We start from the raw sequence: 13,571 nt of genomic DNA, 5'->3' as shown, positions 1-13,571 counted from the left end.
ATTATTTAAATTTTACAATCATCGTCGTGTAATCATCATTGATGTTGGTTGTCCCCGAAAACTCATACAGCTTATTGATTAAATGATTCTGAATTTCCAGTGGAGACATTCCATTAGAATGATTTATAATTTCAACTAACCTTTCATAACCAAACTCATCACCCTTGCCATCTTTTGCTTCGGTGATGCCATCCGTATAAAGCACCATAATGTCTCCCGCTTTATACTGAAATACATTAGATTGAATAAAGCTGCTGTACGATTTATTTCTCACCATGCCAAGAGCCACACCTTTGTCTTTAAAATACTGAGAGGATTTTTTTTCAGCGCAGTAGTACAGCACTGGGCAATGACCGGCCCGGGCATATTGAATGGTTTTGGTTTGGGTATTAATGATAAAATATGTAGCAGAGATAAATGATCCTCGCTCTAAGCAATAAATCAACGCCTGATTCGCCTGAACCATAAATTCTTTCGGTTCAATATCACGCTGCGCCAGGCTGTGAAAAATTCCTTTCATCTGCGACATGTGAAAGGCTGCGGTAGTTCCTTTACCGGAAACATCGGCGATGATGATTGAAATAAGATGCTTGTCAACACGAAGCGTATCGTAATAATCACCACCCACCTCGTCAGCTGATTCAGAGAATGCCGCGATTTCAAAATCGTTGTCTTGCTCCAGGATGGTCGGCAATAAACTCTTTTGCACCATCTTGGCAATCTTCAACTCTTCCTTATAACGCTCATTCTGAAGCGCCTCCTCCATGAGGCGAAAATTTTCGATGGAGATGCCCGCTTGATTCGAGAACGTTGAGACGATCTTCGTCATCTCTTTGTTGAAACTCTCTGGTAACTCTTTTAGTAACGCTAAAGTTCCAATGTTCTGTCCCTTGACATAAATTGGAAATGCAAGAATGGATCGAAAGCGTGAACCTTTTAAAGAAGCTAAATGCTTAGACAAATTTTTTGTCTTTTCACTTCCCTGGTCCAACACACCTTTTACGTTGTGCGCTTTTAAATGATTGATGATGTCGTAGGATTCTTTTTCGGTAATCTTATAAGTAAAAAGTTTGTGTTCGTGAGCATTGCTGTTAATTTCAAGCCACGCGGCATCAGCAAATACTGAACTTACTGAGGTTTCCAATAGAATATTATAAACACTCTCTTCACTTTGCTCTGTCTGAATAGATTGACTGATGCGTTGAAAGTTTACAACTTCTTCAAGCTTTTGTTCGAAAACTGACGTAGTTGGCAGGTTAAACAAAATGACAAGAAAGGAAAAGATGCTATAGACGGTTACAAATACAATAAGGGAAAGAATAAAAATGTGATATCGATAATCGGTGAAGTAAGGTGACGCATTACTGATGTCTTCTGAATAGGAGCTGTTTGTGTAAAGAATATAAAGCAGATAGAAAACCGTTAGGAGCAATAACAAAAGGCTCGTCCATTTCTGACGGAAATTCAGAAACGCAACCCACTTCATATTGCCAGAAAGTACAAGTCCGACAATAACAAAAATTCCTAGCATGGTTCCATAGAGCCATTCTACTATGGGTACTTTGAAGCTGTTATATACCAGCGAAATCAAAAGACCGATTTCAAAAAAAGCCCAGAGCCTTAACAACCATTTAGATTTTTGATACAGGATGAGACGCTTCCAGGCGGCGAAGGCCATCATTAAGAAGCCAATCATTAACCCCACGTTGATCAGGTATATCAGGTCGCGGAAAACAATGTTTCGGGTGAGGCTGGTGTCGCCCAGCAGATACTCAACCAATCGCAGTCCCAAGGAAATCACTGTCGCTATTAATCCGGTCGCGAACACGCGCCAAAGCAAATCGACAAAGTTTAAGACCTCGTCACGCCCGATTTTGATTCTATAGTAATAAAATAAGGAAACGATAAACAGGTTAAGGATAACACCAGGAAGCCAAACCGGTATATCTGGTTTTAGCTGGTTTACGGAAGACAACAATGTTGAAATATCCGTAAAAAGTAAGGCCAGCCAGGTTATTACACCCACTGAAAAAAGTAATCGGGAGATCGCCTTGGACCGCACAGCCTTAGATTGTTAAAAAAAAAGCCAATCCTGAGATTGGCTTACAAGTATAGGAATAATCGGTAAAATTATTCAACCACAATTTTCTTAGTCAGGTATATCGTCTCGCCTGCTTTGATGATGTATAAACCAGAGGTAAGGAAATTATCTGCTGATATTTCTTCCGTAATCGTACCAGGAGTTCTTACTTCAAGAACCTTGTCATATAACTTTTGTCCCTGGATGTTCAGGATTTGTACAGGTACACGGGTTGTTTCGCGCAGTCCTTCAATCTTGATAGTCAACTTTGAGCCTGACTTTAATGGACTGGGGTAAGCACTTAAAGTTGCAAACTGTGGCCCTTCATAGTTAACAACTTGTACGGAAGAATAGGAGAATTTTCCGTCAAAGTCCGTTTGTTTTAGACGGTAATAAGACCGCCCATACATTGGTGAGGGATCAGTTACAGCGTAATCATTAAGTTCTTTGGTTGTGCCCTTGCCATCTATTTCAAGGAGGGGCTCAAAATGTTCTATGTCCGATGCTCGTTCTACGGTGAAATAGTCATTGTTGGTTTCTGCTGCTGTCGACCATCTTAAATTCACTTCACTGTTGTTGAGTAACGCAGTGAAAGCAAGAAGTTCAATGGGAAGTGGTGAGCTTGCGGCGTTTGTGGAGGCAAGGTGAAAATTGTTCGCTAGCTGCGCTACAGTCAATCCCGTCCGATTTACTCTTGGATCTGCTGTTGTGTTAGTTCCAGCACTATTTGTTGCTACAACACCCGAGGAAGTACTCATGCGTAGATGAGAGACGTTTCCAATGGTACCGAAATTAGTACCCCCCGCCCTTAGTGCCCAGGTACCCGCGCTTATCCCCGACGTGGATACAGTCCAAAAGGAGTCGTGCCTTCTCCTGATCGTGGCGGCTGGATTAGTATCTGCGATATTGACATCACTAGTTGATGTAGAATTGGTGTGCGATACTGTTATGCGTCCGCCACTATTTGCTGTGTTGCTTTTTCCTACATAAAATGGTCGCCAGTCTGAAGCGCTTCCTAGGGGGAAAAATCCTTCATTTTGATCCGCCGTTCCAATGGTCGTGGCAGCAGTGGACATATAGCGAATTAAATTTCCTCCATACATCCATCCATTGGTGCTGGCACCGGCGTGGCTTAACGTCCCAGTGGAAGCTGCAGACGTTCCTATGGTAAAATTATTGCCGTTTAGATTGACATTTCCGTCAGACATGGTCAAAGTTGCTAATACACTGACACCATCATTAAGTGTAATTTGGGGAGAGGCGCCAAATGAATTGTTGATAGTGAGATTATAAAATGTCTCCCCCGCAGTATTGGTTATCGACTGGGCAACTGAGCCGTTTAGCGTTATGGTTCCAGTTCCTTCCGTAAAAGTTGCGGTGCCCGAGACCGTCCAATTTCCCTGAACCGCGAAGGAAGCATTATTAGATTCTTTTGCTCCGGAGTTTGAAAGCGTAATATGATGATGCGTTGTAGGTATGATGCGCTGAGCTCCAGCCCCGTTGTAATTAAAAGTATTGCCCGATGCGGTAAGGTTCAGTACGGTTGCAATGTCGGTATCAAAGGTAGTGTTAGGTGTTAGTGACCAATTCCACGTCGCGTTGGATAAATTATCGAAATTAGTATCCGCAGTGTTTATGCCTGTGAAATTTCCACTCTGATTAATAGTACCAGAGTTCAGAACATCCATATCAGCATCCGTCGGCGTAAAGCTGCCGACATTCAGTGTAGCGCCAGTTCCATTAGTAATAACATTGTCGTCATCAGTAGCAGCAGTGGCTAAAATGTCTCCCACAGTACTGGTGCCATTATTACTGAAAATACTGTTTGTTCCACTAAAGTTTAGATCATCAGTAATGGTTAAATTCGAAGATGAACTGTTGGCTACTATAACATTATTAGCATCAACCGTGACGTCGTCAGAAATTGTCATGGTGCCGTTATTCGTAAAGCCGCTATTCGCTGCATTAAAATCAAGATCATCACCCACCGTGAAAGAAGCAGTGCGGTTGTTAGTTAATGACCCTCCGTCCGCATTAATAAGTATATCGTCGGTAATGGTTAATGAACCACCGCCAGAGAGATAATGAAAATTTGTTGCACCTGTTTCTATGACTAAATCCTCAATCGACGCGGTCCCACCCGCATCAACTTGAAAAGTAGCACCACCCACGTCTGCAAGGAATGACACTTGCTCTCCCGTTATTGCACCACTGCTGCTATTTACCGCGCCTCCACTTCTTACTCGGAATAAACCTTGTTGAACTCCCAATGTAACAGTACTAGTGTTGTATTGTAAGGTACCATAAACATCTACGGCTCCAGGCGCCAAGTTTGTAGTTGGAGGTGTTCCGATAGTAGTTTGACTTGCCGGTAATGTCACCGTATGACCGCTACCAATAATTGCGACCTGGCTGTTGAGGGGGTAGCAACCACAAGCGGTTCCTGTATGACCCGTCAGCGACCAAGTGCCAGTTCCACCAAAGCCGCCAGCTACATCAGTCCAGATCCCGCTTTTTCGAGAGTAAATAATAGGAGCAGCAGTAACTGTAACGTTATCGAAGGCAATGATACCCAAAAAACTGTTATCAACACCTTTAACGATAAGCTGCAAGGTACTGCCCGCAACAATGGCACTGACCTGTGTCGTCACCGATATAAGGGTTCCGTCAACATCGCTGAACATAATTTCCGGGCCTCCATCCAATCTATAGTAAAAACGTAGGTAGTCGGATGCGGAGAAGCCAAAACCAAGGGTTATCACCTCAATATCTAGAATTGCATAACCCACTGAAGAAATATCAATCACATTGGAAGTCCAAGTACCTTCTGTATTTGTATTATTAACATAAAATGCATCGGCTGCACCTTTTGCAAACGTTCCGCTAGGATCCACCGTGACTGACCATGTGCCACCTAATGTACCACCAGCCGTACCGCTTTGAGCGCCATCGGCCTCAGCCGAAAAATCTTCGGTCCACAACTGGGCATTCGCTGTTACGGTTGCCAAAAAAAATATTGCGAAGTAAAAAACTTGCTTCATAGTCGGTTTGAATTAATCACATCCAATGCATTATCACTTGTAACCTGTAATTCACTATAATTTTAAGCCAGTATACAACTGGGCCAAATTGCGCTATAAATAAAAGATTAACGTTTGATAAGGCCCAAATTGGAACGCATTTATCCCAGGCTGAACCTACAGAGGTATGATTTTTCAATTTTAGTAACTGTCTGAGCTACTACGAGTTCAAGCTCTGCAACAGTTAATGGAATAAAACCCTGTCAGGGTAACCCCCGACAAATGGGACCAATTATTTCCTGCTATAGTTTGGAGCCTCCCGGGTGATCGTAACATCATGTGGATGACTCTCGGCAACACCGGCAGATGTGATTTTTACAAACTTTGCCTGCTTCAGATCCTCAATGGTTTTAGCACCACAATATCCCATTCCAGCTTTTAGTCCTCCCGTGAGCTGGTAGAGCACTTCGGATACCAATCCTTTGTAAGGAACGCGGCCGGAAATGCCTTCAGGTACTAATTTCTTAACATCGTCTTCCACATCCTGAAAATAACGGTCTTTTGAGCCATCTTCCATGGCTTCCAATGATCCCATTCCTCGATAACTTTTGAATTTTCTGCCTTCGTAGATGATCACTTCACCAGGCGCTTCTTCTGTTCCCGCTAAAAGAGAACCAATCATGATCGTATCGGCACCTGCAGCGATAGCTTTTACAATATCACCTGAGAATCGAATTCCACCATCGGCAATGATGCAAACATCGGAATCTTTCAACGCAGTAGATGCCTCATACACTGCTGACAACTGCGGCATGCCGATACCCGCAACGACCCGGGTAGTGCAAATGCTTCCAGGACCAACGCCCACTTTTACAGCACTTACGCCAGCCTTAGCCAATGCTTTTGCCGCTTCTCCTGTCGCAATGTTACCAACGATTAAATCCAGTTCTGGATATTTTTTCTTGACACGTTTAGCAGCGTCGATTACTCCTTTTGAATGTCCGTGTGCCGTGTCAATACTTATAACATCTACGCCGGCTGCTTTTAACGCATCTATACGGTCTAAGATGTCGGGTGTCACGCCAACCGCAGCGCCTACACGCAAACGGCCAAATTCGTCCTGGCATGCAGTGGGTTTATTCTTCTTCTTCTGAATATCTTTAAAGGTTATTAGTCCAACGAGCTTTCCTTTTTTATTAACAATAGGTAATTTTTCTATCTTATATTTCTTGAGCGTGTCTTCCGCCTTTTCCAAAGTTATGCCTTCCGGAGCTGTCACAAGATTTTCTTTTGTCATGATGCGCTCTACAGGAACATTCATATCGCGTTGAAAACGCAAATCACGATTTGTAATGATGCCTGCCAATTTTCCATTGTGATCTATGATTGGAATACCGCCAATCCTGAATTCGCTCATAATATCGTCCGCTTCCTGTACGGTTGCATCTACACCAAGGGTGATCGGATCGATAATCAATCCGCTTTGCGAACGCTTGACCTTCCGCACATGCTCGGCCTGCAGATTGATTTTCATGTTTTTATGGATAAATCCTATTCCCCCCTCCATAGCAATACTAATGGCCAATTCCGCCTCCGTTACCGTATCCATCGCAGCGGAAACGATTGGAATGTTTAATTTAATGCTTGGTGTTAGCTGGCTTGAAGTATTGGTTTCGCGGGGAAGGACTTCAGAATATGCTGGAACAAGAAGCACGTCGTCATAAGTAAGTGCTTCAAAAAGAAATTTGGAATTGTTGATTGGCATGGCAAATAATTTACGATTCATTATTTGCCGGGCAAAGGTATATTTTAATTGGCAATTAACAATGAAGCTCGACAAATACATGAAGATTCCTTAGAACGCAAGCAGGTCCGCTCATTCATACCTGTACTACACACATATTTCTCTTCTTTCTCATCCCGCCCTTTCTGGACATTAAATACCTTTAAAATTTGTAAGTGATTTGCATACTTTTGCTGCAATCAAATTCTGCTTATGAAGCATTTATACTTTACATCCTTTCTTGTTATTTGTTCACTCTCTTTGGTAGCCCAGGTTCAAACAGGAAAAGCATCTTTTTATGCTGACAAGTTCGACGGCGTTTATACAGCCAGTGGTGAAAAGTATAAGCACAACAAATTGACGGCAGCACACAAAACACTTCCTTTCGGAACAAAAGTACGGGTCACCAATTTGGAGAATAATCAATCGGTTGAGGTTGTTATCAACGATCGTGGCCCTTATGTAGAAGATCGGATTATTGACCTTTCAAAGGAAGCAGCTGAGCAGCTTGGCTTTGTAAATAAAGGCCTCGCAGAGGTGAAAATCGAAGTTGTTGATCCGGGCGACGGCAAAGTTAAAGAACAACCGATGCGGACAATTGACCAAGTCACAGTTGAAGAAAAAGAATTCTATGAATTTGAAATTTCAAGACTGAAACCAAAGGGCTATGGCGTTCAGATAGGTACATATCTTGAACTTGTCAATCTGATGAGGTTGGCAGATAACTTGAAAAATTCATACCAAAAACAAGTCAGGGTACAAGTAAAAATTATAAATGGAGTGAAATACTATGGGTTGATTTTGGGGCAGTTTAATTCGCGCGCCAAAGCTGAAGATTTCCGGGATGAATTAAGAAGTAAGTTTCCGGACGTCTTCATCGTGGAGTATGATCGACTTTAATGGTCATGGCTGTTCCCGGATGTGGTGTTGGGGTAGTGAATAACGTGGCAATCCGCTGATGGCATGGAAATTATTGGTTATATACTTTCGATCTTTATTGGAATTATTCTGGGACTCTTGGGAGGCGGTGGATCAATTCTTTCAATTCCAATTCTAGTTTATTTTTTCAAGATAGACGCAGTACTCGCGTCGGCTTACTCGCTGTTCATCGTAGGTATTACAAGTTTTATTGGAGCCGTTCCCAAATATAAAGATCACCTGGTAAGCATTAAAGCGGGTTTGCTATTTGGAGTGCCTTCCATTCTCAGCATTTTCGCTACGCGCAAATGGCTCATCCCCGCGATTCCGGAAATTATTATCCAATTCGACACATTTGTCCTGACGAAACGCTTTTTGCTGTTGGCGCTTTTTGCGGTGCTGATGATCATCGCCTCGATTTCCATGATTGCGGCAAAAAAGGAAACTGAAGAAGTTGAAAAAGACCCAAGAATCTTTCTGGCAATTGTCGAGGGAACTTTAATTGGATTCCTCACTGGATTGGTCGGCGCCGGCGGTGGTTTCTTAATTATTCCCGCGTTAGTTTTTCTTACAGGCTTACCATTTAAAACTGCTGTTGGAACGTCACTTTTTGTGATAGCGATTAATGCATTAACCGGCTTTCTGGGTGATGTTTTTAATTACGTCATGGATTGGCCTTTTCTGCTTTCTATAACCGCGCTCGCATCACTTGGGATCTTAATTGGAAACCGGCTTACGAAAGTTATATCGGGTGTCAAACTCAGAAAAGCGTTTGGCTGGTTTGTATTTGTAATCGGGATACTGATCCTCCTTCGGGAAACTTTGTTTGCACCGCAGTCACTTTAGCCTATCTTCAACTTTAGGATTTCACTTGACACCCGTTCGGCCGAAAGCAGCGCCCCATTTATCGTTCCTGATTCACCCTTGCCATCTGTAGCCTCTCCTGCAAAAAATACTTTGTTGTTTACAGGCGTTGCCAGGTGGATACGGTCCTGATTAGAGCCTTGAGGTTTGATATGTGACACACCTCCGCGAATGAATCTTTCTTTGGTCCAATCCTGGATGACGCTAATGATATTATCGTTCATATCCCTTCTTACGTTCAATGAGGCCTTGCCCCCGAAAATGCTATCCATTTCCTTGAGCAGCACGGGTACGGCATCCTTTCCCAGAAGGGAGAGCGATGAAGCTTTAGAACCATTCACGGTTAGGCTAAGCGTTCTGCTGCCTTCACTTCTGCCCACGCCAGTATTCAGATACTCAGGAGACGTTGACCCTCCAAATAAAAATCCGGCGTCCAAGCCCCAAAAGTTCATTTTAAAATCCAGCAAAACACGAAACGATGCATCCATTTCTATGTTTGACAACGCGCTTAGCTTATCAGCAGGCAGCGCAGGATTGAACGATATGTCGCCTGCCTTTAAGATTGAAACAGGTACCGTAACAATAACCTTTTCGGCTTCAATGGAAAAAGGTTCCGCTTCTCCCGGCAGAATGGTTTCGCCCGTAATAATCACTTTCGATCCTGAATAGTCAATTGATTTCACAACCTTATTAACCTGTACCAACGGCACAACCTTGCTGAACCTGGATAACAAAGCGTCTTGCATGGGATTGTCGGTAAGCAACAATCTTTTTTTGTTTCGTGTAAGCTGACTTAAACCTTCGGCCAACGGCTTGATACCAAGTAGTTCGTTTGTCGTTCCATAAGAATTTCCAATCCATGAGTTCAAAATGGCATGTACCCTGGGATTTATCCCGGCTGTCTGAATAGCCTGCTGCACGGAAATATTTGAACCGGAATATGACGCCAGATTTTCCAGGAAACTTTTTGCTGTAATAAAATCACTGTCGGCCTGGGCGTCGGTGGATCGAATAAAGGTATTGTCGAGAAAATAATTGTCTGATGCGATAGATTCAAGATCTACAGTTGATAAGTTTAGCTGGCTGATAATTTTGCTCCAAATGGAATCTGATCCAAGGATTTGTTCGGCACCCAGCTCAATAGGGAAATCATTGCTTAAAGGGGATGGAGAAGTGAACAAAAGAGACTGAGAAGGTTTATCAGATAACTTCAACGTTCGCAGACGTCCGCCAACCCGGTCGGAAGCTTCCAGCAAGGTAACCTTAGCTCCACCAGCTTGAAGTATATCCGCTGCATACAATCCGGCAGCGCCAGCGCCAATGATAACGATGTCGCTGGCATTGTTCATATCAGGTATTGGATCTTCTGTGCCACTGCATGCTGCTAACCAAGACGGTAATATCAGCCCTCCGGACACCCCCAAGCCTATCTGTTTAAGAGCAATTCTTCGTTTCACAAATCAATCGTTTTGGAAACTCAAGTATCGCTCAGATTTTACGGAAATATAAACGATTTTCGGCCTATGAATTTAAAACGGGCTTCAATGGTTAGAAAAGTCGCGGTAATTGGTCCGGAGTGTACTGGAAAATCCGATCTGTCGGCGTATCTAGCCACGCATTATAACACGAGCTGGGTACCCGAATATGCCCGAGGTTATCTTGATAATCTTGTCCGGCCATACGAGCAGCACGACTTGCTTACCATTGCTCACGGCCAAATCAGGCTTGAAGATAAATATGAAATGAGTGCCAATAATCTCATGATTTGCGATACAAATTTGTATGTCATTAAGGTTTGGAGTGAATTCAAGTTTGGCAATTGTCATCCTGAGATTCTGAAATACCTGACAACTCGCAAATATGATCTGTATTTGCTTACACACATAGACCTACCGTGGGTCGAGGATCCTCAGAGAGAACATCCCCACAAACGCGAAGAACTATATCATATATATTTGAAGGAAATGAAAAATCAACCTGTACCCTGTGTTGAAATTAAAGGACAAGGTGACGCACGTCGCCGCATGGCCGTAGACGCAATTGAAAAAATCGTCTTTAAAAAATGAGCATACCTTCCGGCCCTTACGCGGCTCTAAAAATACCTGACTTCCGGTTATTCATATCAGCCCGCTTTTGTGTTACCCTCGCTATCCAAATTCAAGCGGTAGTCGTGGCGTGGCAGGTATATGAAATCACAAAAGATCCGCTGTCACTTGGCTTGATTGGACTTGCTGAGGCCGTTCCTTCCATTGGTGTTTCGCTTTATGCTGGCCATATCGCAGACTCCTTCCAAAGAAAAAGAATAATTCTAATTTGTCTTACAACATTGCTCGTATGTTCAATTGCCCTGTTGTCCTTTACGTTAGATATTGGTGACGTTCTAGTCGCTTATGGCGTGACGCCTATCTACTCCGTTATCTTTCTCAGCGGAATAGCAAGAGGATTTTTAACACCTGCAATCTTTTCGTACATGCCTCAACTGATACCTCGCGAATTATATCCAAATGCTGTAACATGGAATAGTACATTGTGGGAGACCGCCGCCATCGGTGGTCCTGCATTGGGTGGAGTTATCTATGGGTTTCTAGGCATAACTGCATCATACCTGACAGACGTGCTGCTCATGGCAACGGGATTAATATTGGCTATGGGTATTGCTAATAAATCGCTGCCGGAAAAAACCGAAGAACAGGGGGTCATCGAGAAAATACGTTCGGGTTTACGATTTGTCTTTCGTCACCCGATCATTCTGGGTGCTATTTCACTTGATCTTTTCGCAGTGCTTTTTGGAGGAGCGGTGGCCTTGCTTCCTATTTTCGCCGACGAAATTCTCATGGTAGGAAAGGTCGGGCTAGGCGTTTTACGATCGGCACCGGCAGTAGGTGCTTTACTAATGGCCTTCTACATAACACATCATCCCATTACTAAAAATACGGGCAAAATTCTTCTGTATTGTGTGGCTGGCTTTGGGGTAAGCATGATCTTATTTGCGCTGTCAACAAACTTTTGGCTCTCGTTGGGTTTATTGATGATGAGCGGAATGTTTGACTGTATCAGTGTTATCATCAGGGGCACACTGCTTCAAACGCTAACGCCCGAAAATATGAAAGGACGTGTTTCGGCAGTTAACCACATATTTATTGGGTCATCCAATGAAATTGGAATGTTTGAATCTGGTGTTGCAGCGCGATTGATGGGCGTTGTACCTTCGGTTATTTTTGGAGGGTGCATGACCATCTTTGTTGTAGGTGTCACGGGTTGGGTGGCAAAATCGTTAAGGACGTTACAGCGTATCCATTGAAATCAATAAACTATGGAAAGAGAGATATCCATCAATACTCCGGCATTATTATTTCCAGCCATAACATTATTAATGCTGGCATATACCAATCGCTTCCTGGCATTAGCAAGTCTGATCCGGAACCTGCACGCGAAATACAAACAGGTGGGTGAAGAAAGGAGTATTATAAAAGAACAAATTCAAAACTTAAAAAAGCGATTGCTGCTGGTAAAGCAAATGCAGGGGAGCGGCATCACCAGCTTCTTTTTATGCGTCTTATGCATGCTGTTTATTTTTCTTGAATACCAACTTTGGGCATACATTACGTTTGGCTTAAGCCTGTTGTTTCTTTTGTTGTCGCTGGCACTCTCATTAAGCGAAATTTTTATTAGCACCCGGGCTCTTGAAATCGAGTTAAAGGATATGCTCGAGGGTGAAGGCGAGGTTAAGGCATAATCAAAATACATCGGCAAATCCCCCAGCATCTAAAGTATACTGACAGCGGAGCTAACCCTTAGCTACCCCTTAGCTAGAGTCAGGTTTAGGCAACGAATCGGAAATAATGTCAGTATAAAAAAGCGTTACTTTTTTAAAGGAGCTAATATGCGGTATTCCGTATCTACCTTTCCTTTAGAAATATCAGATAGTTTTCCTTTCAGCAAACGCTTTTTTAACGGCGTGAGGTAATCCACAAACATTTTCCCTTCGATATGATCATATTCATGCTGAATGATCCGCGCTTTCATGCCATCAAATGACTCTTCGTGCGGATTCCAGTTCTCGTCCAGATACTTAATGCGTAGTCGTTCTTTGCGTGAAACTTTTTCGCGAATGTTTGGAATACTAAGACAACCTTCTTCGTAGTCCCAGGGAGTACCCAGTTCTTCCAACATAATTGGATTTACAAAGACCTTCTTAAAATCCTCCATCCCCGGCTCATCTTCAATTACACTTCCATCGACCACAAAAAGCCGGATGCTTTTTCCTATCTGCGGTGCGGCAAGGCCCACACCATTGGCGGCATGCATTGTTTCAAACATGTCACCAACCAATGCGGTAATATCAGTACCAGCTTGTATGTCTTTTGCTCGTTGACGCAGTACGGGGTCACCATACATGACAATGGGATAAATCATATCGCAAAGTTAATTGATATCGTTGAAAGTTTTGCCACAAGTACTAACGCCTGACTGCATTAAGAAAAGATTGTAAAATTATGGTAGCACTGATTTTGTCTACGTTGCCTTTAATTTGGCGGTCTTTCTTCTTCATACCTCCATCTATCATCGCTTGCATGGCCATGCTGCTGGTGAACCTTTCGTCAGCAAGATGGATGGGTTTTCCGGGGAACTTTATTTTTAGCTCCTCAACAAACTTCTTCACCATCGGTGTGATCTGCGAGTCCTCGTTCAGAAGCGTCTTTGGCATTCCTACAATAAACTCATCCACACCTTCTTTTTGCACATACGTTAAAAGAAAGGGTATTAGCGTTGAGGTTGCCACAGTTTCCAGTGGAGTCGCAATAATTCGTAGAGGATCTGTTACAGCGATACCAGTTCTCTTCAAACCGTAATCAATGGCTAAAAGTCTTCCCATAGTCAGGCGTACAACACGTTAATGATATCC

At 43.1% G+C, this 13,571-nt stretch carries 11 protein-coding genes; 5 read left to right on the top strand and 6 right to left on the bottom strand.

The annotated features are described in order from the left end of the window. Window position 1: 1 nt before the first annotated feature. The 3 genes from P2W71_RS03925 to guaB form a co-directional block, all read right to left on the bottom strand. Window positions 2-2,062, bottom strand: a complete 2,061-nt coding sequence (locus tag P2W71_RS03925) for a GAF domain-containing SpoIIE family protein phosphatase (RefSeq protein ID WP_276367292.1) — start codon at window positions 2,060-2,062, stop codon at window positions 2-4. 68 nt (window positions 2,063-2,130) lie between these two features. Continuing rightward, entirely contained in the window at window positions 2,131-5,121 is a 2,991-nt protein-coding gene (locus P2W71_RS03920) for a hypothetical protein (protein WP_276367289.1), read from the bottom strand. A gap of 271 nt (window positions 5,122-5,392) precedes the next feature. Continuing rightward, window positions 5,393-6,865 carry an IMP dehydrogenase gene (guaB, locus tag P2W71_RS03915; RefSeq protein WP_276369028.1) on the bottom strand — a complete coding sequence of 491 codons (1,473 nt, stop codon included), beginning with the start codon at window positions 6,863-6,865 and terminating at the stop codon, window positions 5,393-5,395. 231 nt (window positions 6,866-7,096) lie between these two features. On the opposite strand from guaB, the gene P2W71_RS03910 reads away from it, so the two are divergent. Both P2W71_RS03910 and P2W71_RS03905 read left to right on the top strand, forming a co-directional pair. After that, window positions 7,097-7,783 (top strand): septal ring lytic transglycosylase RlpA family protein, encoded by a 687-nt coding sequence (locus P2W71_RS03910; RefSeq protein WP_276367286.1) that lies wholly within the window; start codon window positions 7,097-7,099, stop codon window positions 7,781-7,783. A gap of 63 nt (window positions 7,784-7,846) precedes the next feature. Continuing rightward, window positions 7,847-8,647, top strand: a complete 801-nt coding sequence (locus P2W71_RS03905) for a sulfite exporter TauE/SafE family protein (RefSeq protein ID WP_276367284.1) — start codon at window positions 7,847-7,849, stop codon at window positions 8,645-8,647. Here the strand turns inward: P2W71_RS03905 and P2W71_RS03900 are convergent. Next, window positions 8,644-10,122, bottom strand: coding sequence for an NAD(P)/FAD-dependent oxidoreductase (locus P2W71_RS03900; RefSeq protein WP_276367281.1), 1,479 nt, complete (start codon window positions 10,120-10,122; stop codon window positions 8,644-8,646). The genes P2W71_RS03905 and P2W71_RS03900 overlap by 4 nt on opposite strands. Before the next feature lie 87 nt (window positions 10,123-10,209). Between P2W71_RS03900 and P2W71_RS03895 the strand changes: the two genes are divergently transcribed. Genes P2W71_RS03895 through P2W71_RS03885 form a run of 3 tightly spaced genes read left to right on the top strand, consistent with a single transcriptional unit; the run spans window position 10,210 to window position 12,401 of the window. Continuing rightward, the gene (locus tag P2W71_RS03895) at window positions 10,210-10,731 is read left to right on the top strand and encodes an ATP-binding protein (protein WP_276367277.1); all 522 of its coding nucleotides are present in this window, start codon (window positions 10,210-10,212) and stop codon (window positions 10,729-10,731) included. After that, window positions 10,728-11,966, top strand: coding sequence for an MFS transporter (locus tag P2W71_RS03890; RefSeq protein WP_276367274.1), 1,239 nt, complete (start codon window positions 10,728-10,730; stop codon window positions 11,964-11,966). The genes P2W71_RS03895 and P2W71_RS03890 overlap by 4 nt, the downstream gene beginning before the upstream one ends. A 12-nt stretch (window positions 11,967-11,978) precedes the next feature. Continuing rightward, entirely contained in the window at window positions 11,979-12,401 is a 423-nt protein-coding gene (locus P2W71_RS03885) for a DUF2721 domain-containing protein (protein WP_276367271.1), read from the top strand. A gap of 125 nt (window positions 12,402-12,526) precedes the next feature. On the opposite strand, the gene def is transcribed toward P2W71_RS03885, so the two are convergent. Together def and ruvX are read right to left on the bottom strand one after the other, a co-directional pair. Further along, on the bottom strand, window positions 12,527-13,081 hold the full coding sequence (gene def / locus P2W71_RS03880) for a peptide deformylase (RefSeq protein WP_276367268.1): 555 nt from the start codon (window positions 13,079-13,081) through the stop codon (window positions 12,527-12,529). A 43-nt stretch (window positions 13,082-13,124) separates the two neighbouring features. After that, complete coding sequence (ruvX, locus tag P2W71_RS03875) at window positions 13,125-13,541, bottom strand: Holliday junction resolvase RuvX (RefSeq protein ID WP_276367265.1); 417 nt, start codon at window positions 13,539-13,541, stop codon at window positions 13,125-13,127. Window positions 13,542-13,571 lie beyond the last annotated feature (30 nt).

The organism is Chryseolinea sp. H1M3-3, from assembly GCF_029360725.1.
Classification (GTDB): Bacteria; Bacteroidota; Bacteroidia; order Cytophagales; family Cyclobacteriaceae; genus Chryseolinea.
This window is presented reverse-complemented; position numbering and strand designations above follow the sequence as displayed.